Source organism: Pseudomonas sp. RL_5y_Pfl2_69, from assembly GCF_963970465.1.
Taxonomy (GTDB): Bacteria; Pseudomonadota; Gammaproteobacteria; order Pseudomonadales; family Pseudomonadaceae; genus Aquipseudomonas.
In genome coordinates this window covers 279,407-305,373 of sequence record NZ_CAXAOU010000002.1, presented here as the reverse complement: position 1 = coordinate 305,373, position 25,967 = coordinate 279,407, and the positions used below count along the sequence as shown (strand labels likewise).

Genomic DNA, 25,967 nt, shown 5'->3' with positions numbered 1-25,967 from the left:
TGTTTGAAAAAAGGCCAACAAAAATCATTTGGCGCTATATCTTACAAATTATTCAAACCCAAGATAAAAAACTTACATGCAATTACGCCAGATAAATAATAACACCTATGGAATTCACCGTAGATAACGACAGCATTCCTACAAACAATTGAAGCAAACTAAAAAACCGAAAGATCCACCTAATAGACGTCACACCCAAAACCCGGACTGGGTTTGCAGCTTCAATATCCAGTGTCTAAATTTATAGAAGCAGGCCCTTAAAGCAAAACATCAGCTCCCTCCGTTACAGGAGCACCCGCAGCGCTGTGCGCCAGCGCCTTACTTCAACTACCCTCCAGAAAGGTTATCCCATGATAAAGAACACTTTAAAAATCAATAACCCTTTGACCATAATTGCTGTTTTTTCGATGCTGACCGAAGCATCGGCAGCGGTATCATTGCCGTATATCGATAGTGCACATCAGAAAGAGTATGTTTGGTTTTTAATTATCTTCCCCGTACTGCTGATTACGTTATTTTTTCTGACCCTGAACTTCAACAACAAAACACTCTACACCCCGGCTGATTTATCCAAGGCAGCGTTGCCTTTAACTATGACTTCCTATTCGCCTCGCACTTACCCTCATAACCGCACAGGCACATCACTTGCCACGACCCCATACCAACCCGGTATAACATTCAGTTCGTTCCCTCCTCAAAACTTCACATTCCTGCCTCAAGGCCACCGAATTTATGACTCTGACACGAAAGAAACGCCTGAACTGAACAACCCACCAAACCCACGCTTATACAAAAGCGCTGCGCACGAAATACTGCATAGCCACTCGACGTCCGTGCGAAAGTTCAAGATTAACAACCGCACGAGCGACGTGCTTTTGTTGCTGATAAGTACTCCACCAGATATCACGCCAGAGACGTCAAAACAGGATATCGACTGTTATAAAAATACGTCTCCCTACGGCTCTAAAATACTTATCACTTACCACCCCAACACTGGCAGTACTGGAACTATTCAACTGACTTTTAGAGCGCTGTAATACATTGAATTCAAGACATAAAAAAGCCCCGACCACATGGCCGGGGCTTTTTTATGCGGCACGCATTAGAACAACTTGCGGCCTTTGTTTGCGGCAATCCGCATACGCAATGCATTCAACTTGATGAAGCCGGCAGCATCGGCCTGGTTATAAGCACCGCCATCTTCTTCAAACGTTGCAATATTGGCATCAAACAACGACTCGTCTGACTTGCGACCCGTAACGATCACATTGCCTTTGTACAATTTGAGACGAACAACACCGTTAACGTGAGCCTGCGAAGCATCGATCATCTGCTGCAGCATGATGCGCTCTGGGCTCCACCAGTAGCCGGTGTAGATCAGGCTCGCGTACTTGGGCATCAACTCGTCTTTGAGGTGAGCAACTTCACGGTCCAGAGTGATCGACTCAATGGCACGGTGAGCACGCAACATGATGGTGCCGCCCGGAGTCTCGTAGCAACCACGGGACTTCATTCCGACATAACGGTTTTCAACGATATCGAGACGACCGATACCGTTCTCGCCGCCAATACGGTTGAGTGTTGCCAGCACAGTGGCCGGGGTCATTTCGACGCCGTCCAGAGCGACGATATCGCCGTTGCGGTAAGTCAATTCCAGATAAGTCGGCGTGTTCGGCGCGTCTTCTGGAGACTTGGTCCAACGCCACATGTCTTCTTCGTGCTCAGTCCACGTGTCTTCCAGCACACCGCCCTCGTAAGAGATGTGCAGCAAGTTGGCATCCATCGAGTACGGAGACTTCTTCTTGCCGTGACGCTCGATCGGGATATTGTGCTTTTCAGCGTAATCCATCAGCTTTTCACGGGAGAGCAAGTCCCATTCACGCCAAGGAGCAATCACTTTCACCCCTGGCTTCAAGGCATAGGCACCCAGTTCGAAACGAACCTGATCATTACCTTTACCCGTTGCGCCGTGGGAAATGGCGTCTGCGCCTGTTTCGTTGGCGATTTCAATCAGGCGTTTGGCGATCAGCGGACGAGCAATGGAAGTACCCAGCAGGTACTCGCCTTCGTAAACGGTGTTGGCACGGAACATCGGGAAAACGAAGTCTCGAACAAACTCTTCACGCAGGTCATCAATGTAGATTTCCTTGACGCCCATGGCTTGCGCCTTGGCACGTGCAGGTTCGACCTCTTCGCCCTGACCCAAGTCAGCGGTAAAGGTTACGACTTCACAGTTATAAGTATCCTGCAGCCACTTCAGGATCACCGAAGTGTCCAGGCCGCCCGAATAAGCCAGAACGACCTTGTTTACGTCCGCCATGCCATCACTCCACGGGTTGTTCGAAAAGCCGAACAGTCTACCGCCCATATCCATGAATTTACAGAGGCGCGACAGCTTAAGACGACAAAGCGACAGATAATGTCAAAGGAGCGACCAGACGGTCACTTCAGGAAATCGCCGCAGAATTGCTGACACCTACAGAAGGCACAGATTTTTCTGGCTCAGGAACACGCTCCAAGCGCACGCTGACCCGACGATTTTTCTCACGATTTGCCCGGGTCGTGTTGGGTGCCAAGGGGTATTGTTCGCCATGAAAACGGACTGTGATCTGAGACTCCTGGAGCCCCTTCTCCTTGAAGAAGTCCATCACCGCCAATGCCCGTCGCCGTGACAGTTCGCGGTTGGTCAAGCGATTGCCCTGATTGTCGGAATAACCGTCCAGGATGACGCGGTTGACCGTAGGATCTGCCTTCAAGTACTCCACCATGACTTGCAAGTTGATCCGAGCCTTCGCATCCAGCTCGGTACCCCCGCCAGGAAAGCCGACCTGGCTTTGCCTGACCTGCTCAAAGTTCTTCGCCAACAACTTGGTGGTACACGCCTCGTAATCCCCGTAAGCCTGGCGAAATCTGGCCGGCAACAGGCGAACCTCCGAAACATTGCCATCGCGCGAGTAGTGCCTGACCAACGGGCTACGCCCTTCAATCAGCCCACGAAACAAGCTGGCGGCCTGGGCCTGGGAACTGTTGAACAATACCTGCCCACGGCCGATTCGCACCGAGCCCAGGTCAATGTCGCCGCGGCCCGGCTGCCAGGGTGCGGCGGCGGCCAATAGCTTCGCAGACCCCTCCCCCAGCATCGAGTTGTAGGCATTGAGGCGAAAAACGGCCTGCTCCCCGGCTCGACGCACAAAGGCCCCGGAGCCGAAATCAGTAATGGGCTGGATCAGCCGACACTCGAATTTGTCGCCTTCCACTTTCCACTCGATATTCTCCAGCCGAGTCTGAAAGGTCAGAGCCATGGCAGGCAGGCTGGCAAACATACTGAGCAGGATGAAATAATGCTGGCGCACGGGAGGCTCCACAGGCTTGCACTGCAAAAAAACAGTCCACAGATTGATGAGATATCGGTCAGCAATCACAAAACTTGATAGCGAGTGCCTGATAGAGTCTTTTCCGGTAGCATTCACATCAGTTTGACCCGCCTGGAATTCCCAATGTCTGACCGCCTGACCCTGCTGCGTCCCGACGACTGGCATATACATCTTCGCGATGGTGCTGTGTTGCCTCACACGGTTGCGGATGTAGCGCGCACTTTTGGCCGCGCCATCATCATGCCCAACCTGGTACCTCCGGTGCGTAATGCTGCCGAAGCCGATGCCTATCGCCAGCGCATTCTGGCTGCTCGCCCGGCCGGTAGCCGTTTCGAGCCGCTGATGGTGCTTTACCTCACTGATCGAACACAGCCAGAAGACATTCGTACGGCCAAGGCCAGCGGATTCGTCCATGCAGCCAAGCTGTATCCGGCTGGGGCAACGACCAACTCCGACTCAGGTGTTACCAGCATCGACGCGATCTTCCCGGTCCTCGAGGTCATGGCTGAAGTTGGCATGCCCTTGCTGATCCACGGTGAAGTCACCCGCGCCGGTGTGGACGTCTTTGATCGCGAAAAAATCTTCATCGACGAGCATATGCGCCGCGTTGTAGATCGCTTCCCGACACTCAAAGTCGTGTTTGAGCACATCACCACCGCTGACGCGGTGCAGTTCGTCAACGAGGCCTCGGCCAACGTCGGCGCAACCATTACGGCTCATCACCTGCTGTACAACCGCAATCACATGCTGGTTGGCGGAATCCGCCCGCACTTCTATTGCCTGCCGATTCTCAAGCGCAACACTCATCAGGAAGCCCTGCTGGATGCGGCCACCAGTGGCAGCGAGAAATTCTTCCTGGGTACAGACTCTGCACCCCACGCCCAGCACGCCAAAGAAGCGGCGTGCGGTTGTGCCGGTTGCTACACCGCTTATGCGGCCATCGAGATGTACGCCGAAGCTTTCGAGCAGCGCAATGCCCTGGACAAGCTGGAAGCCTTTGCCAGCCTGAACGGCCCGCGCTTCTACGGATTGCCCGCCAGCACCGAACACATCACCCTGGTTCGCCAGGAGTGGACCGCCCCAAACAGCCTGCCTTTCGGCGAGTTGACCGTAATTCCGCTGCGCGCCGGTGAAACACTGCGCTGGCGCCTGCTGGAGGAACAGCTGTGAGTGACGACCATTATGATGACGAACACGAAGGCGGCCATGGCGGCGGATCGCGCCACCCGATGGCCGAGCGTTTTCGCGGCTATCTACCGGTCGTAATCGATGTTGAAACCGGTGGCTTTAATAGCGCTACTGATGCCTTGCTGGAAATCGCAGCTGTCACGATCGGCATGGACGAAAGAGGCTTTGTGTTCCCGGAGCACACCTACTTCCACCGTGTTGAGCCGTTTGAAGGCGCCAACATCGAAGCTGCAGCGCTGGAATTCACAGGCATCAAGCTCGACCATCCACTGCGCATGGCTGTCAGCGAAGAGACGGCCCTGACCGACATCTTTCGTGGCGTGCGCAAGGCCTTGAAAGCCAACGGTTGCAAGCGTGCCATCCTGGTGGGCCATAACAGCAGCTTTGACCTGGGTTTCCTCAACGCCGCTGTCGCTCGCCTGGACATGAAACGCAACCCGTTTCACCCGTTCTCAAGCTTTGACACCGCTACCCTCGCTGGCCTGGCGTATGGTCAGACAGTATTGGCCAAAGCCTGCCAGACGGCTGATATCGATTTTGATGGGCGTGAAGCGCACTCGGCTCGTTATGACACCGAGAAAACCGCTGAGCTGTTCTGTGGCATCGTTAACCGCTGGAAGCAAATGGGCGGCTGGAAAGACTTCAACGACTGATCCTGTCGTTCAGGCTTTCATCGCACCCTAAAAAAAACCGGACACTGGGTCCGGTTTTTTTATGCCTGAAACTGACGCTTACAGCTGGTCAGCATTCTCGGTCAGGTACGCTGCAACACCTGCGGTCGAAGCGGTCATGCCTTTGTCGCCTTTTTTCCAGTTGGCAGGGCAAACTTCGCCGTGCTCTTCGTGGAATTGCAGAGCGTCAACCAGACGCAGCAGCTCGTCCATGTTACGGCCCAGTGGCAGGTCGTTGACGATCTGGGAGCGTACAACACCCTTGTCGTCGATCAGGAACGCGCCGCGCAGTGCCACGCCGCCTTCGTTTTCAACGTCATAGGCCTTGCAGATTGCGTGATTGATGTCGGCAGCCATGGTGTATTTCACCTGGCCGATGCCGCCATTGTTCACTGGAGTGTTGCGCCATGCGTTGTGGGTGAAATGGGAGTCGATCGACACGGCAACCACTTCAACGTTACGCGCCTGGAACTCAGGGATGCGATGGTCCAGAGCGATCAGCTCGGACGGGCAAACGAAAGTGAAGTCCAGCGGGTAGAAGAACACCAGGCCATATTTACCTTTGATGGCGGTGGACAGTGTGAAGCTGTCAACGATTTCGCCATTGCCAAGTACGGCTGCGACGGTGAAGTCAGGGGCTTGTTTGCCTACGAGTACGCTCATTGGATATCTCCTGGTGTGCTGCGTGAAAAACAGGATCCGGTCGGTGCCACCATCGGTTAATGGTACTCAGCCGACCCGCTCCTGCGTGAAAATGACCGGTCATCATACACCGCCCGTCTGGACGGGCCTTAACCCTTTTTCAGGCCCTGAAAGCAGAATCGTCGAGACCGTTCGTCAGCACAGCACCCACAAGGCTCAATTGCGACTCAAGGTACTTTGACAATCATTCTCGTTAACATTAAGATCCTTGAATTGAATCCCAACCAGCGATGGTTCTTATTTATGTACGTTTGCCTTTGCACTGGCGTCACCGATGGAAAAATTCGCGACGCAATCTACGAGGGTTGCTGCAGCTACCGCGAAGTGCGCGAAGCAACAGGTGTCGCTAGCCAATGCGGTAAATGTGCATGCCTGGCCAAGCAAGTGGTTCGCGAAACCCTGGCTTCGCTGCAAACCAGTCAGGCCGCAATGAGTTTCCCGGTTGAATTTTCAGCTGCGTAATGTACAGATTTCAAAGAACCGGACTTAGTGTCCGGTTTTTTTATGCCTAGAATTCAAGTGGTTAGCCCCGAGACGCGGAACACAAACATTCTTATTCCGATTAATTTTCATATATTATTCAAATACTTAGGTTTGACAGTCTGCAATGTGCGGATCAAACTCTGCCGTATATACAGTTAATTAAGGCAGGCCCCAGCCATGAAAGGCGACATTTCAGTTATCCAGCATCTCAACAAAATTCTCGGCAACGAACTGGTCGCTATCAACCAATACTTCCTGCATGCACGTATGTATCAGGATTGGGGCCTGGAAAAGTTGGGTGCTCACGAGTACCACGAGTCCATCGACGAGATGAAGCACGCGGACAAGCTGATCAAGCGCATCCTGTTCCTGGAAGGCCTGCCGAACGTACAAGATCTGGGCAAGCTGCACATCGGCGAACACACCAAGGAAATGCTCGAGTGCGACCTGCGTATTGAGAAGACCGGCCACGCCGACCTCAAAGCTGCTATCGCCCACTGTGAAGTTGTCGGTGACTTTGGCAGCCGCGAAATGCTGGAAGATATCCTGGAATCCGAAGAAGAACATATCGACTGGTTGGAAACTCAACTGGGCCTGATCGATAAAGTAGGGATTGAGAATTACCTGCAATCTCAAATGGGTGAGTAACTAACAGCCATTAAAAAGCCCCGCCCTGTTTATCACGGGGCGGGGCTTTTTTATGCGTGTTACATAACAACTGTAACTACGCGACTGACATCAGGCTTCAGTCTTGTTTGCAGCAGCTTTCTCGACAGCTTCTTTGATCAAAGCCTGCAAAGAACCATCGGCGGCCATTTCAGCCATGATGTCGCTACCGCCCACCAACTCACCACCGACCCACAGTTGCGGGAAAGTTGGCCAGTTAGCATACTTCGGCAGATTGGCGCGGATTTCCGGGTTCTGAAGGATGTCCACGTAAGCGAACTTCTCGCCACAACCCATGACTGCCTGGGCAGCCTTGGCCGAAAAGCCGCACTGCGGGGCATTCGGGGAGCCTTTCATGTAGAGCAGAATGGTGTTGTTCGCAATCTGGTCTTTAATAGTTTCGATGATATCCATGGAGCACCTCGGCTGAACTTTCCGACTCAGATGTCGGCACGGTGGCGCATTGTAACGGAAAGCCGAGCGTGACGCTCGGTCTCCCCGACAGACAATAGCAGGCCCCTCACGCCTCTCCAAATGCCCCGCGCAATTGCCAAGCAACGCCACGGCAGTGTACAAATGGACAGCTGAGGTGAGGCATACCACCTGAGTGGCTCGTGCAGCGCAAGACTCGCTCAAACCTCTATACACGTGACCCTTATTGGCAAGACGCGACATTTCCTTATAAGATCGCGCCTTCCCCTATTTCGTCGCCCCGTGCGGCTTTCGCCGCAGGTCTCGCCCGTTTTTCCGAAAACCCCGGCTTTGAGCATCTGCGGTCGTTGCAAAAAAGGTAGTTAATGATGAGCGCAAGGCACTTTCTCTCCCTGATGGATTGCACGCCCGAAGAGCTAGTCAGCGTGATTCGTCGCGGTATCGAGCTGAAGGACCTGCGTCAACGCGGCGTTCTCTTCGAACCTCTGAAAGGTCGCGTGCTGGGCATGATTTTCGAGAAGTCATCGACCCGTACCCGTCTGTCATTTGAAGCAGGCATGATCCAGCTGGGTGGCCAGGCTATTTTTCTGTCCCCTCGCGACACCCAGCTGGGCCGTGGCGAGCCAATTGGTGACTGCGCCATCGTAATGTCGCGCATGCTTGACGCCGTCATGATCCGCACCTTCGCTCACAGTACCCTGACCGAGTTTTCGGCCAATTCCCGCGTACCTGTTATCAATGGTCTGTCAGACGATCTGCACCCTTGCCAGTTGCTGGCCGACATGCAAACGTTTCAGGAACATCGCGGTTCGATCAAAGGCAAAACCGTGGCCTGGATCGGTGATGGCAACAACATGTGCAACAGCTATATAGAAGCGGCCATCCAGTTTGACTTCAAGCTGCGTGTTGCCTGCCCTGAAGGCTATGAGCCCAACCCGCAGTTCGTGGCTCAAGCCGGTGATCGCGTGACTATCGTTCGCGATCCTCGTGATGCCGTGATTGGCGCCCATCTGGTTAGCACTGACGTGTGGACCTCCATGGGCCAGGAAGAAGAAACCGCCAAGCGCCTGCAGCTGTTTGCTCCATACCAGGTCAATCGCGCCCTGCTCGACCTGGCTGCCGACGACGTGCTGTTCATGCACTGCCTTCCCGCTCACCGTGGCGAAGAGATCAGCCTCGATTTGCTGGATGACCCTCGCTCCGTGGCATGGGATCAAGCTGAAAACCGCCTGCATGCGCAAAAAGCGCTGCTCGAATTCCTTGTCCAACCGGCGTACCAACCCGCATGAGCCAGCCGTTATTGCTCAACCTTAGCGATCTGGCCTGTGGGTATCAGGGCCAGAGCGTCGTTCAAAACCTCAACCTGCACCTCAATGCTGGCGATATTGGCTGCTTGCTGGGCTCATCGGGCTGTGGCAAAACCACCACCCTGCGCGCTATTGCCGGTTTTGAGCCGGTGCATCAGGGTGAGATCAGACTGGCTGGGGAGGTCATTTCAAGTGCTGGCTTTACCTTGGCCCCTGAGAAACGTCGTATTGGCATGGTGTTTCAGGACTACGCCCTGTTTCCGCACCTGAGCGTGGCCGACAACATTGCGTTCGGGATTCGCAAACATCCGAACAAGGAGCGCGTGACCGAAGAGCTGCTTGAACTGGTCAATCTCAAGCAACTTGGCAAACGCTTCCCCCACGAGCTTTCCGGCGGCCAGCAGCAACGTGTCGCCCTTGCACGTGCATTGGCACCCGAACCTCAATTACTCCTGCTGGATGAGCCGTTTTCCAACCTCGATGGCGAGTTGCGACGCAAACTCAGCCATGAAGTGCGAGATATCCTGAAAGCACGGGGCACCAGTGCGATTTTGGTGACACATGACCAGGAAGAAGCCTTCGCTGTCAGCGACCATGTCGGTGTCTTCAAAGAAGGCCGTCTTGAACAGTGGGATACGCCCTACAACCTGTACCACGAACCTCAGACACCTTTTGTGGCGAGTTTTATCGGTCAGGGCTACTTCATTCGGGGCCAGTTACTAAGCCCTGAGTCGGTGCAAACCGAGCTGGGGGTTTTACGCGGCAACCGCGCATACACCTGGCCGACTGGCGGCGCAGTTGATGTGTTGCTGCGTCCGGACGATATCGTCTACGCGCCGGACAGCGATTTGAAAGCCCGGATTATTGGCAAGACATTCCTCGGTGCCTCCACCCTGTACCGCCTGCAACTGCCTACAGGGAGCCAGCTGGAATCGATTTTCCCGAGCCACGCCGATCACTTGCCTGGGGCGCAAGTGGGCATTCGCGTAGCAGCCGAGCATCTGGTGATGTTTCAAACCAGCGGCAGCGTTGCTGCGCAAATCCCGCACTCCGAATCAGGTGTAAGGCGTTTCAGCACCGCTCAGTAATCCCTTACCACAACAATTCGCGCTTACACCCGACCGACCTCTGCAAACTGCGCCTGCGTATGCTCTGCCAGCACCCCAGGCGCCAGTTCCACTTCCAGCCCGCGTCGTCCGGCGCTGACAAAAATAGTCGCAAAACCTTCAGCACTTTTATCGATAAAGGTGCGCAGTCGCTTCTTCTGCCCCAGCGGACTGATGCCTCCCAACAAATACCCTGTTGAACGTTGAGCTGCCGCCGGGTCCGCCATTTCGACTTTTTTGACTCCGGCAGCGTGTGCGAGGGCTTTTAAATCGAGGCTTCCGACGACCGGTACCACAGCGACCAATAACTCCCCCTTCTCACTGCTGGCCAACAACGTCTTGAACACCTGAGCAGGTTCCAGGCCAAGCTTTTCTGCGGCCTCCAACCCGTAGGATGCCGCTTTGGGATCATGTTCATAGCTATGCACACGATGTTCGGCGCGAACTTTTTTCAGCAGGTCCAGTGCAGGCGTCATGACAGCTCCAGTCTTGAATGAGGAAAAGAAAACTGATGGCCGATTTTAGGCTATTGGCCCGTATAAAACGCGCTGGCACGGGGCTTTGCGCCATGCATTTTGCTGAAACGTTACACGCCAACCTACCAATTCGTAGTGTTTTCTTACAGAAAAACCAGTACCACCACCCCGCTCTAAAGTCAGAATGTGAATACCCGTTCACTTTCGACCTTTGACAGCAGCGTTTCTTGTCTATATTTTTTCGAATCTGAATATTAGCATTCAACTTTTGTACGACTTTACCTACATGCTGAAATCAATGGTACGCAATTACCCGATCAGACCAAGGCGCGCCGCCACCCTGATTGATAACGTCTAAAAACAACAATAACGAGGCTTCAGATGACGACTGCATCGCAACACCCCACACTTTCAGGCCAATGCCTGGCCGAGTTTCTCGGTACCGCACTGTTGATATTTTTCGGTACCGGCTGCGTTGCGGCTCTCAAAGTCGCGGGTGCCAGTTTTGGATTATGGGAAATCAGCATCATCTGGGGCATTGGCGTCAGCATGGCGATTTACCTGACAGCAGGCGTTTCAGGCGCACACCTGAACCCGGCAGTCAGCATCGCGCTGTGCCTGTTCACCGATTTCGAAAAACGTAAGCTGCCCTTTTACATCCTTGCCCAAGTTGCAGGCGCCTTCTGCGCTGCAGCGTTGGTTTACACGCTCTACAGCAATCTCTTCTTCGATTACGAACAAGCACATCAAATGGTTCGAGGCAGCCAGGCCAGCCTGGAGTTGGCATCGGTCTTCTCGACCTACCCGCACCCCTCGCTTACAACGCTGCAAGCCTTCCTCGTCGAAGTGGTGATTACCGCTATCCTGATGGGCGTGATCATGGCGCTTACCGACGACAAGAACGGTCTGCCACGTGGCGCACTGGCCCCCCTGCTGATCGGCTTGCTGATTGCTGTCATCGGCAGCTCGATGGGGCCGCTAACCGGCTTTGCGATGAACCCCGCGCGTGATTTCGGGCCTAAACTGATGACATTCTTGGCGGGTTGGGGTGAAATTTCGTTCACTGGTGGACGCGACATCCCTTACTTCCTGATTCCAATATTTGCACCGATCGTGGGCGCTTGCCTGGGCGCAGCCATTTATCGCGGCCTGATTGCCCGCCACCTGCCTGACGCTGCCCCTGTAGCCGCCGACACCCAGGCTGCAGCGCAAGTGAAAACCCAAGCTTCCTGATATCGACTTATGAAACGGGGCGCACGAGACCTACTGCCCGTTACCTTTCTCGCGCCCCCAACCTCCCTCATTCTGCAAGGCACTTTCAAATGACCGACATTCAGAATAAGAACTACATCATTGCGCTGGACCAAGGCACAACCAGTTCGCGAGCGATCATCTTCGATCGTGACGCCAACGTGGTATGCACGGCGCAACGTGAGTTTCAACAGCACTACCCGCAACCGGGCTGGGTTGAACACGACCCGATGGAAATTTTCGCTACCCAAAGCGCCGTGATGGTCGAGGCCCTTGCACAAGCCGGCCTGCATCACGATCAGGTGGCCGCCATCGGCATCACCAACCAGCGTGAAACCACCGTTGTGTGGGACAAGGTCAGCGGTCGTCCAATCTACAATGCCATCGTCTGGCAGTGCCGCCGCAGCACCGAAATCTGCGAGCAGCTCAAGCGCGATGGCTACGAGCAATACATCAGCGACACCACTGGCCTGGTGACCGACCCGTACTTCTCGGGTACCAAACTGAAGTGGATCCTCGATAACGTCGAAGGCAGCCGTGAGCGCGCACGCAATGGCGAACTGTTGTTCGGCACCGTCGACAGCTGGCTGATCTGGAAATTTACCGGCGGCAAAACCCACGTCACCGACTACACCAATGCCTCTCGCACCATGCTCTTCAACATCCACACTCTGGAGTGGGATGCCAAGATGCTGGAGGTACTGGATATCCCGCGCGAAATGCTGCCAGAAGTGAAGTCATCTTCAGAAATCTACGGCCGCACCAAAAGCGGTATCGCCATTGGCGGCATTGCAGGCGACCAACAGGCCGCACTGTTTGGCCAGATGTGTGTCGAGCCGGGGCAGGCCAAGAATACTTACGGCACCGGCTGCTTCCTGCTGATGAACACCGGCGCAAACGCCGTCAAATCGACCCACGGCATGCTGACTACCATCGCCTGCGGCCCACGTGGCGAAGTTGCCTACGCATTGGAAGGCGCCGTCTTCAATGGTGGTTCCACCGTTCAATGGCTGCGTGACGAACTGAAGATCATCAACGACGCACACGACACCGAATACTTCGCCAACAAGGTCAAGGACAGTAATGGCGTCTACCTGGTGCCTGCCTTCACTGGCCTGGGCGCCCCTTACTGGGACCCGTACGCCCGTGGCGCATTGTTCGGCCTGACTCGCGGCGTACGCGTTGATCACATTATTCGTGCAGCACTTGAGTCGATCGCCTACCAGACACGCGACGTACTGGATGCCATGCAGCAGGACTCTGGCGAACGCCTCAAAGCCCTGCGTGTGGACGGTGGCGCCGTAGCCAACAATTTCCTGATGCAATTCCAGGCCGACATTCTCGGCACCCAGGTTGAACGCCCGCAAATGCGCGAAACCACTGCATTGGGCGCGGCCTACCTGGCGGGTCTGGCCTGCGGTTTCTGGGGCAGCCTGGATGAATTGCGCGGCAAGGCCGTGATCGAGCGCGAATTCGAACCTGCGCTGGACGAAGCCAGCAAAGAGAAGCTCTATGCCGGCTGGAAAAAAGCCGTCAGCCGCACTCGCGACTGGGAACCCCACGAAGAAAGCAACTAAGCCTACCGGGCAATAACTGCTGCGGGCGCCATTGGCGCCCGCAGTCGCTTCAATATTTGATGGCACCTGCGAGTAGCAGGCGGCGCTTTCCTGCGGCATCATGGGCGAATTTGCTTCGCCGCCCAAAGGAAAATCAATGAATCTGCCTCCACGCCAGCAGCAGATCCTCGAACTCGTACGCGAGCGCGGTTATGTCAGCATCGAGGAAATGGCTCAGCTGTTCATCGTTACACCGCAGACCATTCGCCGCGACATCAATCAACTGGCAGAAGCCGATCTGCTACGCCGTTACCACGGTGGAGCCGCCTATGACTCCAGCGTTGAAAACACTGCCTACGCCATGCGCGCAGACCAGATGCGCGACGAAAAGCGCCGCATTGGCGAAGCCATTGCCGCCCAGATCCCTGATCACGCCTCGATTTTCATCAATATCGGCACCACCACCGAGTCGATTGCACGGGCGCTGCTCAATCACAACCACCTGAAGATCATCACCAACAACCTGCACGTGGCTTCAATCCTGAGTGCCAAGGATGACTTTGAAGTCCTGATCGCTGGCGGCAATGTACGCCGCGATGGCGGTATCGTTGGCCAGGCCAGTGTCGATTTCATCAACCAGTTCAAGTTCGACTTTGCACTGGTCGGTATCAGCGGCATCGACTCCGACGGTAGCCTGCTGGACTTCGACTATCAGGAAGTTCGCGTCTCTCAGGCGATTATCGCCAACGCCAGACAAACCATCCTGGCAGCCGACTCCAGCAAGTTCGGCCGCAATGCGATGGTACGACTGGGCCCGATCACCCTGATTGATTGCCTGGTCACCGACCAGCCGCCCGTGCCCGAACTCGCGCAACTCCTGGCTCAAAACAAGATCCGCCTGGAAGTGGTGTAACCGGCCCGCAGGTTCATCTGCCCATCCAAAATGTTCGATATTCTTCTTTTAACCCCCCTTCGATGAGTTTTTTCAATCGAAGGGTGCTGGCTACGCTCGCCTTTATCCGCTAATATTTTCGAAAATGAACATTAGTGTTCACATTCAAATATGCGTAAAGAACGCGAGGCCCATTTATGTCCCTGACCACCTTGCCTGCCACCCCTCTCGCTGAGGTTTACGACGTTGCTGTGATTGGCGGCGGGATCAATGGCGTCGGGATTGCGGCAGACGCAGCCGGTCGCGGCTTGTCTGTGTTCCTTTGCGAAAAAGACGATCTGGCCAGCCACACTTCATCCGCCAGCAGCAAGCTGATCCACGGCGGCTTGCGCTACCTCGAACATTACGAGTTCCGCCTGGTACGAGAAGCACTGGCTGAGCGTGAGGTGCTGCTGTCCAAAGCGCCGCATATCGTCAAACCCATGCGTTTTGTCTTGCCCCATCGCCCGCACCTGCGCCCGGCGTGGATGATCCGTGCCGGGCTGTTCCTGTATGACCATCTGGGCAAGCGCGAAAAACTCGCGGGCTCCACCAGCCTCAAGTTTGGTGCAGACAGCCCGTTGAAAGCAGAAATCACCAAAGGCTTCGAGTACTCCGACTGCTGGGTCGATGACGCTCGCCTGGTAGTACTTAACGCCATGGCCGCGCGGGAAAAAGGCGCACATGTCCATACCCAGACTCGCTGCGTGGGCGCGCGCCGTAACAAAGGGCTGTGGGAATTGAACCTGGAACGTGCTGACGGCAGCCTGTTTTCGATTCGCAGCAAAGCCTTGGTCAATGCCGCTGGCCCTTGGGTAGCCAAATTCATCAAAGACGACTTGAAGCTGGATTCGCCTTACGGCATCCGCCTGATCCAGGGCAGCCACCTCATCGTTCCCAAGCTGTATGACGCGCCCAATGCGTTCATTCTGCAAAACGAAGATCAGCGGATTGTGTTCACCATTCCCTACATGGATCAGTTCACTATCATCGGCACCACCGACCGTGAATACACAGGCGATCCGGCCAAAGTAAGCATCACGGAAGAAGAAACCGACTACCTGCTGAATGTAGTCAATGCCCACTTCAAGCAACAAGTAACCCGCAGCGACATCCTGCGCACTTACTCCGGCGTGCGCCCGCTGTGTAACGACGAGTCCGACAACCCTTCAGCAGTGACACGGGATTACACCCTGGCATTGTCCGGCGCACCGGGCGAAGCCCCGCTGCTGTCAGTGTTCGGCGGCAAACTGACCACTTACCGCAAGCTGGCCGAGTCGGCCATGGCCCAATTGACGCCCTACTTCACCCAGATCAAGCCGAGCTGGACCGCCACAGCGACATTGCCGGGCGGCGAAGACATGACCACGCCAAAAGCCCTGAGCGCCGCCCTGATCAGCAAACACAGCTGGCTGGATGCTGCGATTGCCAAGCGCTGGGCAATCACCTATGGCAACCGCTCGTGGCGCTTGCTGGACGGCGTACAAGGCCTGAGCGACATGGGCGAGCATATCGGCAGTGGCCTCTACAGCCGTGAAGTCGATTACCTGTGCAGCCAGGAATGGGCACTGGATGCACAGGACATTCTGTGGCGCCGGACCAAGCTGGGCCTGTTTACCACCGCTGAGGAGCAGGCGCATCTGTCCCAGTACATGGCCACCCTCAATCTGAAAAACCGCAAGGTAGAAGCGGCTTAAACCTGCTCCCCCGCCCCACAGGTCTCAATTGCTTGTGGGGTGAGGGCGTGACGATCCTGCTTGCTCGCGATGAAATCGGAACGGCTTGCCAGAAAACACTGACTACCTGAATCGCGAACTGCCTGCGCCATCTTTCATTCGGTTTTCCGAACACGCACCCCTGCATCATTCGGCTTTCCGGGCGCGACCGCTTTTAAAGTCCGCCATCAATCAACATAAACCCCTTATAAATCAAAGTATTAGACATATATTCAATGTCTGGCACGACTCATGCTCTACACTCTGGACCGAATGCTTTAACAGAGCGTTTAGTCTGTTGAGACATTCGAAGTACAAAAGGGCCCACAAACGGGCTCAATAAAAAAAACAATGTCGAGGAAACACCGATGCGCATCGTTCCGCAACTTTTGGGCGCAGCAATTGCTGCAGCTCTGATTAGCACTCCAGTTTTTGCAGCCGAATTGACCGGCACACTGAAGAAAATCAAAGAATCCGGCACCATCACCCTTGGGCATCGTGACTCCTCCATTCCGTTCTCCTACATCGCGGACGCTTCCGGCAAACCGGTTGGTTACTCCCACGATGTACAGCTGGCAATCGTTGAAGGGCTGAAAAAACAGCTCGACATGCCGGACCTCAAGATCAAATACAACCTGGTTACTTCCCAGACCCGTATCCCGCTGGTGCAGAACGGCACCGTTGACGTTGAGTGCGGCTCCACCACCAACAACGTGGAACGCCAGCAACAAGTCGACTTCTCGGTCGGCATCTTCGAAATCGGTACCCGCCTGCTGTCCAAAAAAGACTCGCCTTACAAGGACTTCGCTGACCTGAAAGGCAAGAACGTCGTAACCACGGCTGGCACCACCTCCGAGCGCATCCTCAAGGCGATGAACGCTGACAAGCAGATGGGCATGAACGTGATCTCGGCAAAAGACCACGGCGAAGCTTTCAACATGCTTGAGTCGGGCCGTGCTGTTGCTTTCATGATGGACGACGCCCTGCTGGCCGGCGAAATGGCTAAAGCCAAGAAGCCAACTGACTGGGCTGTTACCGGTACTCCACAGTCGTACGAAATTTACGGCTGCATGGTTCGTAAAGGCGACCCTGAGTTCAAAAAAGCAGTGGATGACGCCATCGTTGCCTACTACAAGTCGGGCAAAATCAACGACACCTACAACACCTGGTTCCAATCGCCTATTCCACCAAAAGGCCTGAACCTGATGTTCCCGATGAGCGATGAGCTCAAGGCACTGATCGCCAACCCGACCGACAAAGCAGCAGACGACAAGCCAGCAGAAGAAAAGAAATCCTGATTTCTGACCTTTGATACTCCCGAGCGTGGGTCATCACGCTCGAGGAGTTGTCGAGCACCTTTGTACTAAGCTTCTTATTGCATTAGAGAACACTCGAACCGCTGGTTATCGAGCGGGTTTTGTGTGCCCGACGACCCTGTCGGGTGAGAACGGATTCCCTGAAGCAAGTGCTTGTTTATAGACCCATCTGAGGGGAGACCCTGCATGAATTACAACTGGGACTGGAGCGTGTTCTTCAAGTCCACCGGCGTAGGCAGCGAGACGTATCTCGACTGGTTTATTTCCGGATTGGGCTGGACCATCGCTATCGCTGTTGTCGCCTGGATTGTCGCCTTGATCCTGGGTTCGCTGCTGGGTGTCATGCGCACACTGCCGAACCGTTTCATCGCGGGCATCGCCACGATTTACGTTGAAATCTTCCGTAACGTGCCGCTGCTGGTGCAGCTGTTTATCTGGTACTTCCTGGTACCCGACCTGCTGCCGCCTGATTTGCAGGAGTGGTACAAGCAAGACCTCAATCCGACGACCTCGGCTTACCTGAGCGTTGTCGTGTGCCTGGGCCTGTTTACCGCTGCACGGGTTTGCGAACAGGTTCGTACCGGTATCGAGGCACTGCCACGAGGCCAGGAAGCTGCCGCCCGCGCCATGGGCTTCAGCATGTCGCAGATCTACTGGAACGTGCTGCTGCCGCAAGCCTACCGGATCATCATTCCACCGCTCACCTCCGAGTTCCTGAACGTGTTCAAGAACTCCTCCGTGGCCTCGTTGATCGGCTTGATGGAACTGCTGGCACAAACCAAACAGACCGCCGAATTTTCCGCCAACCTGTTTGAAGCCTTCACCCTGGCCACCCTGATCTACTTCACCTTGAACATGAGCCTGATGTTGCTGATGCGCCTGATCGAGAAAAAAGTAGCAGTGCCCGGCCTGATGTCTCTGGGGGGTAAATAATGGACTTCTTCGATTTCAGCGGCATCGTCCCTGCCCTGCCAGGCCTGTGGAACGGCATGGTCATGACCTTGAAGCTCATGGTCATGGGCGTCGTGGGTGGCGTGGCCCTGGGCACAGTGCTGGCATTGATGCGTTTGTCGTCAAGCAAGTGGATGGCCAATCTGGCCGGCGCTTACGTGAACTACTTCCGCTCGATCCCGCTCCTGCTGGTCATTACCTGGTTCTATCTGGCCGTACCTTTCGTGCTGCGCTGGATCACCGGCAAAGACACCCCGATCGGCGCTTTCGAGTCGTGCCTGGTGGCCTTCGTGATGTTTGAAGCCGCCTACTTCTGCGAAATCGTGCGAGCTGGCGTGCAGGCCATTCCCAAAGGCCAGATGGGTGCAGCCAAAGCACTGGGCATGAGTTACGGCCAGGCCATGCGTCTGATCATCCTGCCCCAGGCCTTTCGCAAAATGACCCCCTTGCTGCTGCAACAGAGCATTATCCTGTTCCAGGACACGTCGCTGGTTTACACCGTAGGCCTGGTTGACTTCCTCAATGCCTCGCGCTCCAGTGGCGACATCATCGGCCGCTCCAATGAGTTCCTGATCTTCGCCGGTCTGGTGTATTTCATCATCAGCTTTTCCGCCTCGCTGCTGGTCAAGCGTCTGCAAAAAAGGTTTGCCGTATGATCTCGATCAAGAACATCAACAAGTGGTACGGGGACTTCCAGGTACTGACCGATTGCAGTACTGAAGTCAAAAAGGGCGAAGTGGTCGTAGTATGCGGCCCGTCCGGCTCGGGCAAGTCGACCCTGATCAAGTGCGTCAACGCCCTTGAACCGTTCCAGAAAGGTGACATTACGGTTGACGGCACTTCCATTGCCGACCCGAAGACCAACCTGCCAAAACTGCGTTCGCGGGTTGGCATGGTGTTCCAGCATTTCGAACTGTTCCCGCACATGACCATCACTGAAAACCTGACGATTGCGCAGGTCAAGGTATTGGGTCGCAGCAAGGCCGAAGCCACTAAAAAAGGCCTTGAACTGCTGGAGCGCGTCGGTCTGTCGGCCCATGCCCACAAGCACCCTGGCCAGTTGTCCGGTGGTCAGCAACAGCGTGTGGCGATTGCCCGCGCCCTGGCCATGGACCCGATCGTCATGCTGTTTGACGAACCGACCTCGGCGCTCGACCCGGAAATGGTTAACGAAGTACTCGACGTGATGGTGCAACTGGCCAACGAGGGCATGACCATGATGTGCGTAACCCACGAAATGGGTTTTGCACGCAAGGTGGCCGACCGTGTGATCTTTATGGACCAGGGCAAAATCGTCGAAGACTGCGAGAAAGAAGAGTTCTTCGGTGACGTATCAGCCCGCTCCGAGCGTGCGCAGCACTTCCTCGCCAAGATCCTGCAGCACTAAAAATCCGCACCGCCCGCAGGGAGAGGCGACTCCCTGTGGGAGCGGGCTTGCTCGCGATGCAAACGGCGCGGTTTATCTGAACGATGAGGGTGATGCCATCGCGAGCAAGCCCGCTCCCACTCCAGACCTGCGCTCATCCCGGTTTGTGTGGTTGACCCAAGGCATCTGTGATGAAATGCGACCCCACTCTCTATCGCGGTGCTCCGCCCTCACTTGCCGTGAAACCTCGTCTACTGCGCCACTTCCTGCTACCGCTGCTGATCATCCTGTTGACGATCGGCCTGGGCTACGCGGGCTATCGCATCAGTGAACACTTCGGTATTCGCACCCTGAGCGAAACCGGCGAACGCCAGCTCGAACTCCACGCCCGTACCGTCGAAAGCGAACTGGGCAAATACACTTACCTGCCCAGCCTGCTGGAACTGGAGTCCAGTGTTTCCAGGTTGCTGGCCGACCCAAGCGTGCAGAACCGGGTCACCGTCAACCAGTACCTGGAAGGCCTTAACCGTCGCAGCCGCAGCCGGGCCATTTATGTGCTCGACACCACTGGCCGCGTGATGGCCACCAGTAACTGGCGGGATACCGACAGCTATCTGGGTGAGGACCTGTCATTTCGCGCCTACTTCCAGGACGCCGTGCGCGGTCAACCGGGGCGCTTCTACGGGATCGGCAGCACGTCGGGTGAACCCGGCTATTACCTGGCTCACGGCCTCGAAGAACAAGGCAAGATCATTGGCGTAGCGGTGATCAAGGTCCGGCTCGAAGCCCTTGAAGAACGCTGGCAGCGCGCTCGCCTCGAAGCCTATGTGAGCGACGAGAACGGCATCATCATCCTGTCCAGCGATCCCACCAGACGCCTGAAGTCAATCCGCCCGCTCAGCGCCGAAACCAAAGAGCGGCTGGCACGCAGCCTTCAATACTACTGGTGGCCGCTCAATGAACTCGTACCGCTGGAACGGGAAAACCTGGCTGACGGCGTAGAAAAAGTCACCTTTGCCAATAACAACCAGATCGTTACCGACCAGCAGGAAGTCAGCTATCTGGCGCAAACCCGCAAGCTCAATGACACACCCTGGGACATCACCCTCCTCACGCCACTGCAGGACCTGCGCCGTGAAGCGGCGAATCAGGGGACGCTGGTCGCCGTTGCATTTGCCTTGCTGGCCTTTCTGCTGATTGCCTGGAATGAACGGCGCAAAGTGATCGCCACCCGGCTGGCGGCACGCGAAGCCCTGCAAGAAGCCAACAATCAGCTGGAGCGCAAGATCACCGAGCGCACTACTCACTTGCGGGCCAGTAACGAACGACTCAAAGGCCAGATCCGTGAACGACGCCAGGCTGAAGACACCTTGCGCCGTGCCCAGGATGAACTGGTACAGGCGGGCAAACTGGCCGCCATCGGGCAGATGTCCACCAGCATTGCCCATGAACTGAATCAGCCCTTGGCCGCATTGCGCACCCTGTCGGGCAATACCGTGCGTTTTCTTGAGCGCGGAGACCTCAAGGTCGCCGCCGACAATCTCAGTACCATCAACAACCTGGTCGACCGCATGGGCCGCATCACCGCCAACCTGCGCTCGTTTGCCCGCCGTGGAGATGATCAGGGCCAGGCCAGCCTGGGCAAAGCCGTCGATGCGGCCCTGCAATTGCTCGCCAGCCGCATGGAGGAGTCCGGGGTGCAACTTCATCGAGCACTCGGCGATGTAGCGCTCAAGATTGATCAGACCCGACTGGAACAAATCCTGGTCAACCTGATCGGCAACGCGCTGGACGCCATGCAGGGCCAGTCAACACCGCCACAGCTTTGGCTGGAGGGCGAGGTCAGCGAAAGCAAATACCGCCTGCTGGTGCGCGACAACGGCCCCGGCATCGACCCCGAAGCCCGCAAGCATCTCTTCGAACCGTTCTTCACCACCAAACCCGGCGAACAGGGCCTGGGCCTGGGCTTGACCCTGTCAGCCAGCCTGGCAGCCGCCGCTGGCGGAAGCCTCAGCGCCGAGTTCCCGGCCAGTGGTGGTGTCGCATTTGTCCTTCTTTTACCGCTGGTGCAACCCGCCAAGACCGAGCCCCTATGAATAACGACCTGACCGTCCTGATTGTTGAAGACGACCCCCATGTCCTGCTCGGATGCCAGCAGGCGCTGGCACTTGAAGACATTCGCAGCGAAGGCGTAAGCAGTGCCGAACAGGCACTGGCGTTGGTGGGCGACAATTTCCCGGGCATCGTCATCAGTGACATTCGCCTGCCCGGAATCGATGGCCTGGAGTTGCTCAAGCGCCTCAAGGCCCGCGACCGCAGCCTGCCGGTGGTGCTGATCACCGGGCATGGCGATATTTCCATGGCGGTGGGGGCCATGCGTGACGGCGCCTATGACTTTATGGAAAAACCCTTTTCCCCGGAGCGCCTGGTGGATGTGGCCCGCCGTGCGCTGGAACAACGCAGCCTGGCCCGAGAAGTCTGGTCGCTGCGTCGCCAGTTGGCAGAACGCGACTCGCTCGAAGGACGAATCATCGGGCGTTCCCCGGCCATGCAGCACTTGCGAGAATTGATCGCCAACGTCGCCGATACCTCTGCGAACGTGTTGATTGAAGGCGAGACAGGCACAGGCAAAGAGCTGGTCGCCCGATGCCTGCACGACTTCAGCCGGCGCCATCCCCAGCAGTTTGTAGCCCTCAACTGCGGTGGCCTGCCGGAAAACCTGTTTGAAAGCGAGATTTTCGGCCACGAAGCCAACGCCTTCACCGGTGCAGGCAAACGACGCATCGGTAAAATCGAACACGCCCATGGCGGCACGCTGTTTCTGGACGAAGTCGAGAGCATGCCGATCAACCTGCAAATAAAACTGCTGCGGGTATTGCAGGAGCGCACCCTGGAGCGCCTGGGTTCCAACCAGAGCATCGACGTTGATTGCCGGGTCATCGCGGCCACCAAGTCCGACCTTGATCAACTGAGCAAGGCCAGCCAGTTTCGCAGCGACCTGTATTACCGCCTGAACGTGGTGACACTCGAACTGCCGCCCTTGCGCGAACGCCGCGAAGACATCCTGCAGTTGTTCGAATACTTCCTGCAGCAATCCTCCCTGCGTTTCGATCGTGCCGCCCCTGAACTGGACAACCAGACCGTGTCCAGCCTCATGAGCCATGACTGGCCGGGCAACGTACGTGAACTGCGCAACGTGGCCGAGCGTTTCGCCCTGGGTCTGCCTGCCTTCAAAAAATCCGGGAGCAACGCGGCGCAGGGGCTGGGCTTTTCCGAGGCGGTCGAGGCGTTCGAGCGCAACCTGCTCAGTGACGCCTTGCAACGCAGCGGCGGCAACCTGACCCAGGCCAGCCAGGAACTGGGCATGGCCAAGACCACCCTCTTCGACAAAGTCAAAAAATACGGGCTCGCGCACTGATGGATCTGATACTCAAAGCGGCTCTGGGTGCCGCAGTGGTCATCATTCTGGCAATGCTGGCCAAGACCAAAAACTACTACATCGCGGGCCTGGTCCCGTTGTTCCCGACCTTTGCCCTGATTGCGCATTACATCGTCGGCAAAGGACGCTCGGTGGACGACCTGAAAACCACCATTGTGTTTGGCATGTGGTCGATCATTCCCTACTTCGTCTACCTCGCAACGCTGTACGTACTGGTCGACCGCATGCGTCTTGAAGCGTCACTGGCGCTGGCCGCCGTGGCCTGGCTGATGGCTGCCACCGTGCTGGTCAGCGTGTGGGTGCGCCTGCACTGAGCCCGCTCCCACCTCAAGATCATCAGCGCGCCGCTGGCCCGCCCCTTGCATTTACCCCCTGAAGCCCGCCCTGCCTGGATCGGCGGCGATTGAATGGGGTAAATGACACGTTGAATATTCTCGATCTTGATCACAGCCTGACCTCACAAACACCGATCATGCAGCGTCTGACCGATGGTCGCGCTACACGCCTGAACCTGCTCGAACTGGGCCCGCAATTGCGCCTGTGGTCCACCGAACGCAATTACCGGCGTTTCGCCCAGCGCCTGCAGCAAAGGCCGAGACGCCAGGCCCTGCGGCCTGAAATCTTCTTCATCGGCTCCGGCGACTATCATCACCTGACCCCGGCGCTGCTCGCCGACTTGCCCGAACCTGTCACCCTGATCCACTTCGACAACCACCCTGACTGGGTACGCTTTGCCCCCCGTCGCCATTGCGGTTCGTGGGTGAATCGCGCCCTGAAACTGCCGAATATCAAACGCATCGTCACCCTCGGCCCGTGCAGCGACGACCTGCAAACCCCGCAATTCAAGGGCGGCAACCTCGGGGCCCTGCGCCGTGGTGATTTGCAACTATTCCCCTGGCAGCATGCCCCCACCAAAGTCTGGGGCCGAATCGGCGACGGCGCGGGGCACGAGCAGCACGAGAACCTGTTGCACTGGCGCAATCTTGCCGATCAGGACTGGCCAACCTTTCTCGCCGAGCTGATCCACAGCCTGCCCACCGACGCGATCTGGATCACCCTGGACAAGGACGTTCTCGCCAGCGAAGACGCCGCCACCAACTGGGATCAGGGCGGCATGCGCCTGACCCACCTGCTCCAGGCCATCCGGGCCCTGGCTGCCAGCAAGCGGGTGCTGGGCATCGATGTGTGCGGCGAATTCGCCAGGGCACCGCACCGCAACCTGCTCAAGCGCTGGGAGGCCAGGTCCGACCAGCCAGCCCCTGAACGCTGGAGCGAGAGCGACTTGCTGCGCAACTCAACCACCAATGAGGCGCTGATCGCTCTGTTTGAGGAACTGTTCCCGTGACCTTGACCGTGATTGCCCTGGTGGCGTTTTCCATCGTGCTCGATGTCATGGGCCAACTGTGTTTCAAGATCGGCCTGGACCGCCTGCCGGAACTGGAAGGCGGTTTTCGCCTCAACGCATTCTGGGGCCAGGTGTTCAATGCCCCCATGCTGTGGGCCGGGATCGGCGCTTACGTCATCGAGTTTTTCGTCTGGCTGGAGGCCCTGTCACGGGCGCCCCTGAGTGTGCTGTTCCCGGCTGCCGCACTGGCGTACTGCGGCGCGGTGCTCGCCGGCAAGGTGTTCCTGGGCGAACACGTGAGCCGCCGGCGCTGGCTGGGCACCCTGGTGATTACCCTAGGCGTGATGCTGGTCTGCATCGCCGGGGCTTGAGGAGAAGAACAATGGACAACACTGAAGCCCTGAAAATCGCAGACAACGGCTGGCTGCATGGGCGTCTGGGAACTGTGGTGCTGTGGGCGCTGTTAATTGCCCTCGAAAGCAGCGGGCAGATTGCGACCAAGGTCGGCGGCGATCAACTGGGGCAGATGGATTTCAGCCTGCAATGGCTGCAAGCCGTGATGCTCAACCCCGGCGTGTGGGTGGCTATTGCCTGTTACATCGGGGCGTTTTTCGTGTGGATGCTGATACTGCGCCGCAGCAGCCTGTCGCTGGCGTTTCCGCTCAGCTCGCTGGTATTTGTGGGGGTTCTGCTGGGGTCGTGGCTGGGGTTGGGCGAACATATCAGCGCCCTGCACTGGCTCGGCGTTGCCGTGATCATTGGCGGGATTGCGCTGCTGGCGGAGGGTGAGCCATAGCCCACCTCTGTGGGAGCGGGCTTGCCCGCGATACAGGGGATGGGGTCTAGAACTTGTAACTCACCGCGACCTGCACCGAGCCCTGATTCACATCTCCCTGCTCGCGCACGATACTGCTGTCCGCCGCCGAGCCCAGCAGATGAACCCAACTGGCGCTGGTCACCAGTGACCAGTGTTGTGCCAGGGGAAACTCGAAGTTCTGGGTCAGGGTGACATTCTGCAACCCGCCACTGGCCTTGTATGCGGAAATCCCCGACGCCTGGGCTTCACTGTCGCTGACACCAAAGAACGTCGACATCTGTCGGCCATCCGCAAAATGTACCGCCAACTGGCTGCTGCCGATAACCCCCAGCCCCAGCGGATAACCCAGCTCGCCCCCGACCTGACCCAGCACCCCGCCCTGACAGCCCGCGCCGCCCACCGCCTGCCCGAGTTGTGCATACACGCGCCAGAAATCGGCCGGGCTGTACTGCACAAAGCCGCCCAGCAGGGCCATGTCCGGCACATCGCGAAGGCCCCGCAACGAACCATTGGCATTGCGCCCCGACACGTAGTTGAGCAAGGGGCCCGCGCTCCAGCCGTCGGCCTTGAAGGCACTCCAGGTCAGACCGTCATCGGTATTGAGACTGACATCGCCCCAGTCCACATCGAAATACGGCAACGGCACCACCTGATAGCGGCTGGCGCTTGGATCGTAGGGCTGATAGCCAATCCCCACGCCCACTTCCCCACTCGGGCCGTCAGCCCCATGGGCACCCACGCCGACACCCAACAATGTGAGCAGCAATAAAGCACGGACCGGGGCTTTCATGTCGAAGGTTCCATAGAGGTTCATGGGCGCATCAATCCCTTTTTCGCTCGCCCTGTGCAAGCACTCATGTTGTTTGTAGCAAGCT

General features: G+C 56.8%; 27 protein-coding genes. 21 read left to right on the top strand and 6 right to left on the bottom strand.

What is annotated here, in order from left to right; genetic code table 11:
* Positions 1–350: 350 nt before the first annotated feature.
* Entirely contained in the window at positions 351–1,037 is a 687-nt protein-coding gene (locus AACY07_RS04665) for a hypothetical protein (RefSeq protein ID WP_339473652.1), read from the top strand.
* A 65-nt stretch (positions 1,038–1,102) separates the two neighbouring features.
* On the opposite strand, the gene AACY07_RS04660 is transcribed toward AACY07_RS04665, so the two are convergent.
* Positions 1,103–2,320, bottom strand: a complete 1,218-nt coding sequence (locus AACY07_RS04660; RefSeq protein ID WP_133075884.1) for an argininosuccinate synthase — start codon at positions 2,318–2,320, stop codon at positions 1,103–1,105.
* A gap of 127 nt (positions 2,321–2,447) precedes the next feature.
* Positions 2,448–3,353, bottom strand: coding sequence for a flagellar protein MotY (locus tag AACY07_RS04655; RefSeq protein ID WP_339473650.1), 906 nt, complete (start codon positions 3,351–3,353; stop codon positions 2,448–2,450).
* A gap of 144 nt (positions 3,354–3,497) precedes the next feature.
* Here AACY07_RS04655 and pyrC point away from each other — a divergent pair, with 144 nt between their 5' ends.
* A complete protein-coding gene (gene pyrC, locus AACY07_RS04650; RefSeq protein ID WP_133075886.1) occupies positions 3,498–4,544 on the top strand; it encodes a dihydroorotase in 1,047 nt (348 codons plus the stop codon).
* Complete coding sequence (rnt, locus tag AACY07_RS04645) at positions 4,541–5,215, top strand: ribonuclease T (RefSeq protein WP_019823542.1); 675 nt, start codon at positions 4,541–4,543, stop codon at positions 5,213–5,215. The genes pyrC and rnt overlap by 4 nt, the downstream gene beginning before the upstream one ends.
* 78 nt (positions 5,216–5,293) lie before the next feature.
* Here the strand turns inward: rnt and AACY07_RS04640 are convergent, their stop codons facing one another.
* Positions 5,294–5,896: a peroxiredoxin gene (locus AACY07_RS04640; RefSeq protein WP_133075887.1), complete on the bottom strand. Its 603-nt coding sequence runs from the start codon at positions 5,894–5,896 to the stop codon at positions 5,294–5,296.
* A 282-nt stretch (positions 5,897–6,178) separates the two neighbouring features.
* Between AACY07_RS04640 and AACY07_RS04635 the strand changes: the two genes are divergently transcribed.
* Positions 6,179–6,397, top strand: a complete 219-nt coding sequence (locus AACY07_RS04635; RefSeq protein ID WP_133075888.1) for a bacterioferritin-associated ferredoxin — start codon at positions 6,179–6,181, stop codon at positions 6,395–6,397.
* A 198-nt stretch (positions 6,398–6,595) separates the two neighbouring features.
* Entirely contained in the window at positions 6,596–7,066 is a 471-nt protein-coding gene (gene bfr / locus AACY07_RS04630) for a bacterioferritin (RefSeq protein WP_016779692.1), read from the top strand.
* A gap of 90 nt (positions 7,067–7,156) precedes the next feature.
* On the opposite strand, the gene grxD is transcribed toward bfr, so the two are convergent.
* Positions 7,157–7,498 carry a Grx4 family monothiol glutaredoxin gene (grxD, locus tag AACY07_RS04625; protein ID WP_016779691.1) on the bottom strand — a complete coding sequence of 114 codons (342 nt, stop codon included), beginning with the start codon at positions 7,496–7,498 and terminating at the stop codon, positions 7,157–7,159.
* Positions 7,499–7,884: 386 nt separating this feature from the next.
* On the opposite strand from grxD, the gene argF reads away from it, so the two are divergent.
* Positions 7,885–8,805, top strand: a complete 921-nt coding sequence (gene argF / locus AACY07_RS04620; RefSeq protein ID WP_133075889.1) for an ornithine carbamoyltransferase — start codon at positions 7,885–7,887, stop codon at positions 8,803–8,805.
* A complete protein-coding gene (locus AACY07_RS04615; protein ID WP_339473646.1) occupies positions 8,802–9,911 on the top strand; it encodes an ABC transporter ATP-binding protein in 1,110 nt (369 codons plus the stop codon). The genes argF and AACY07_RS04615 overlap by 4 nt, the downstream gene beginning before the upstream one ends.
* A 23-nt stretch (positions 9,912–9,934) precedes the next feature.
* Here AACY07_RS04615 and ybaK read toward each other — a convergent pair whose 3' ends face one another.
* Positions 9,935–10,405 carry a Cys-tRNA(Pro) deacylase gene (ybaK, locus tag AACY07_RS04610; protein WP_133075891.1) on the bottom strand — a complete coding sequence of 157 codons (471 nt, stop codon included), beginning with the start codon at positions 10,403–10,405 and terminating at the stop codon, positions 9,935–9,937.
* 381 nt (positions 10,406–10,786) lie between these two features.
* Between ybaK and AACY07_RS04605 the strand changes: the two genes are divergently transcribed.
* The 14 genes from AACY07_RS04605 (at position 10,787) to AACY07_RS04540 (ending at position 25,071) form a co-directional block, all read left to right on the top strand.
* Entirely contained in the window at positions 10,787–11,638 is an 852-nt protein-coding gene (locus AACY07_RS04605) for an MIP/aquaporin family protein (protein WP_133075892.1), read from the top strand.
* Between the two features lie 89 nt (positions 11,639–11,727).
* Positions 11,728–13,233 carry a glycerol kinase GlpK gene (gene glpK / locus AACY07_RS04600; protein ID WP_339473643.1) on the top strand — a complete coding sequence of 502 codons (1,506 nt, stop codon included), beginning with the start codon at positions 11,728–11,730 and terminating at the stop codon, positions 13,231–13,233.
* 136 nt (positions 13,234–13,369) lie between these two features.
* Positions 13,370–14,125: a DeoR family transcriptional regulator gene (locus AACY07_RS04595; protein ID WP_133075894.1), complete on the top strand. Its 756-nt coding sequence runs from the start codon at positions 13,370–13,372 to the stop codon at positions 14,123–14,125.
* A 176-nt stretch (positions 14,126–14,301) separates the two neighbouring features.
* On the top strand, positions 14,302–15,840 hold the full coding sequence (gene glpD, locus AACY07_RS04590; protein WP_326425447.1) for a glycerol-3-phosphate dehydrogenase: 1,539 nt from the start codon (positions 14,302–14,304) through the stop codon (positions 15,838–15,840).
* Between the two features lie 386 nt (positions 15,841–16,226).
* Positions 16,227–17,156: a glutamate/aspartate ABC transporter substrate-binding protein gene (locus AACY07_RS04585; protein WP_133075896.1), complete on the top strand. Its 930-nt coding sequence runs from the start codon at positions 16,227–16,229 to the stop codon at positions 17,154–17,156.
* 204 nt (positions 17,157–17,360) lie between these two features.
* Positions 17,361–18,107 (top strand): amino acid ABC transporter permease, encoded by a 747-nt coding sequence (locus AACY07_RS04580; protein ID WP_339473638.1) that lies wholly within the window; start codon positions 17,361–17,363, stop codon positions 18,105–18,107.
* Complete coding sequence (locus tag AACY07_RS04575) at positions 18,107–18,781, top strand: amino acid ABC transporter permease (protein ID WP_016779682.1); 675 nt, start codon at positions 18,107–18,109, stop codon at positions 18,779–18,781. Before AACY07_RS04580 ends, AACY07_RS04575 begins: the two co-directional genes overlap by 1 nt.
* A complete protein-coding gene (locus tag AACY07_RS04570; protein WP_019823566.1) occupies positions 18,778–19,512 on the top strand; it encodes an amino acid ABC transporter ATP-binding protein in 735 nt (244 codons plus the stop codon). Before AACY07_RS04575 ends, AACY07_RS04570 begins: the two co-directional genes overlap by 4 nt.
* Positions 19,513–19,682: 170 nt before the next feature.
* Positions 19,683–21,587, top strand: a complete 1,905-nt coding sequence (locus tag AACY07_RS04565) for a sensor histidine kinase (RefSeq protein WP_339473635.1) — start codon at positions 19,683–19,685, stop codon at positions 21,585–21,587.
* A complete protein-coding gene (locus AACY07_RS04560) occupies positions 21,584–22,909 on the top strand; it encodes a sigma-54-dependent transcriptional regulator (RefSeq protein ID WP_133075899.1) in 1,326 nt (441 codons plus the stop codon). The genes AACY07_RS04565 and AACY07_RS04560 overlap by 4 nt, the downstream gene beginning before the upstream one ends.
* Before the next feature lie 8 nt (positions 22,910–22,917).
* Entirely contained in the window at positions 22,918–23,244 is a 327-nt protein-coding gene (locus AACY07_RS04555) for a GlpM family protein (RefSeq protein WP_219260995.1), read from the top strand.
* Positions 23,245–23,354: 110 nt separating this feature from the next.
* Positions 23,355–24,275, top strand: coding sequence for an arginase (locus tag AACY07_RS04550; protein WP_339473920.1), 921 nt, complete (start codon positions 23,355–23,357; stop codon positions 24,273–24,275).
* Positions 24,272–24,646, top strand: coding sequence for an EamA family transporter (locus tag AACY07_RS04545; protein WP_339473633.1), 375 nt, complete (start codon positions 24,272–24,274; stop codon positions 24,644–24,646). Before AACY07_RS04550 ends, AACY07_RS04545 begins: the two co-directional genes overlap by 4 nt.
* A gap of 11 nt (positions 24,647–24,657) precedes the next feature.
* Entirely contained in the window at positions 24,658–25,071 is a 414-nt protein-coding gene (locus AACY07_RS04540) for a transporter (protein WP_339473631.1), read from the top strand.
* 46 nt (positions 25,072–25,117) lie between these two features.
* On the opposite strand, the gene AACY07_RS04535 is transcribed toward AACY07_RS04540, so the two are convergent.
* The gene (locus AACY07_RS04535) at positions 25,118–25,882 is read right to left on the bottom strand and encodes a MipA/OmpV family protein (protein ID WP_339473918.1); all 765 of its coding nucleotides are present in this window, start codon (positions 25,880–25,882) and stop codon (positions 25,118–25,120) included.
* Positions 25,883–25,967 lie beyond the last annotated feature (85 nt).

What these genes read in the sequence shown, in the direction of transcription:
- AACY07_RS04665 (WP_339473652.1), top strand. Translation starts at nt 351, where the DNA reads ATGATAAAGAACACTTTAAAAATCAATAACCCTTTGACCATAATTGCT.
- AACY07_RS04660 (WP_133075884.1), bottom strand. Translation starts at nt 2,320, where the DNA reads ATGGCGGACGTAAACAAGGTCGTTCTGGCTTATTCGGGCGGCCTGGAC.
- pyrC (WP_133075886.1), top strand. Translation starts at nt 3,498, where the DNA reads ATGTCTGACCGCCTGACCCTGCTGCGTCCCGACGACTGGCATATACAT.
- AACY07_RS04640 (WP_133075887.1), bottom strand. Translation starts at nt 5,896, where the DNA reads ATGAGCGTACTCGTAGGCAAACAAGCCCCTGACTTCACCGTCGCAGCC.
- AACY07_RS04635 (WP_133075888.1), top strand. Translation starts at nt 6,179, where the DNA reads ATGTACGTTTGCCTTTGCACTGGCGTCACCGATGGAAAAATTCGCGAC.
- bfr (WP_016779692.1), top strand. Translation starts at nt 6,596, where the DNA reads ATGAAAGGCGACATTTCAGTTATCCAGCATCTCAACAAAATTCTCGGC.
- grxD (WP_016779691.1), bottom strand. Translation starts at nt 7,498, where the DNA reads ATGGATATCATCGAAACTATTAAAGACCAGATTGCGAACAACACCATT.
- argF (WP_133075889.1), top strand. Translation starts at nt 7,885, where the DNA reads ATGAGCGCAAGGCACTTTCTCTCCCTGATGGATTGCACGCCCGAAGAG.
- AACY07_RS04615 (WP_339473646.1), top strand. Translation starts at nt 8,802, where the DNA reads ATGAGCCAGCCGTTATTGCTCAACCTTAGCGATCTGGCCTGTGGGTAT.
- ybaK (WP_133075891.1), bottom strand. Translation starts at nt 10,405, where the DNA reads ATGACGCCTGCACTGGACCTGCTGAAAAAAGTTCGCGCCGAACATCGT.
- AACY07_RS04605 (WP_133075892.1), top strand. Translation starts at nt 10,787, where the DNA reads ATGACGACTGCATCGCAACACCCCACACTTTCAGGCCAATGCCTGGCC.
- glpK (WP_339473643.1), top strand. Translation starts at nt 11,728, where the DNA reads ATGACCGACATTCAGAATAAGAACTACATCATTGCGCTGGACCAAGGC.
- AACY07_RS04595 (WP_133075894.1), top strand. Translation starts at nt 13,370, where the DNA reads ATGAATCTGCCTCCACGCCAGCAGCAGATCCTCGAACTCGTACGCGAG.
- glpD (WP_326425447.1), top strand. Translation starts at nt 14,302, where the DNA reads ATGTCCCTGACCACCTTGCCTGCCACCCCTCTCGCTGAGGTTTACGAC.
- AACY07_RS04585 (WP_133075896.1), top strand. Translation starts at nt 16,227, where the DNA reads ATGCGCATCGTTCCGCAACTTTTGGGCGCAGCAATTGCTGCAGCTCTG.
- AACY07_RS04580 (WP_339473638.1), top strand. Translation starts at nt 17,361, where the DNA reads ATGAATTACAACTGGGACTGGAGCGTGTTCTTCAAGTCCACCGGCGTA.
- AACY07_RS04575 (WP_016779682.1), top strand. Translation starts at nt 18,107, where the DNA reads ATGGACTTCTTCGATTTCAGCGGCATCGTCCCTGCCCTGCCAGGCCTG.
- AACY07_RS04570 (WP_019823566.1), top strand. Translation starts at nt 18,778, where the DNA reads ATGATCTCGATCAAGAACATCAACAAGTGGTACGGGGACTTCCAGGTA.
- AACY07_RS04565 (WP_339473635.1), top strand. Translation starts at nt 19,683, where the DNA reads ATGAAATGCGACCCCACTCTCTATCGCGGTGCTCCGCCCTCACTTGCC.
- AACY07_RS04560 (WP_133075899.1), top strand. Translation starts at nt 21,584, where the DNA reads ATGAATAACGACCTGACCGTCCTGATTGTTGAAGACGACCCCCATGTC.
- AACY07_RS04540 (WP_339473631.1), top strand. Translation starts at nt 24,658, where the DNA reads ATGGACAACACTGAAGCCCTGAAAATCGCAGACAACGGCTGGCTGCAT.
- AACY07_RS04535 (WP_339473918.1), bottom strand. Translation starts at nt 25,882, where the DNA reads ATGAAAGCCCCGGTCCGTGCTTTATTGCTGCTCACATTGTTGGGTGTC.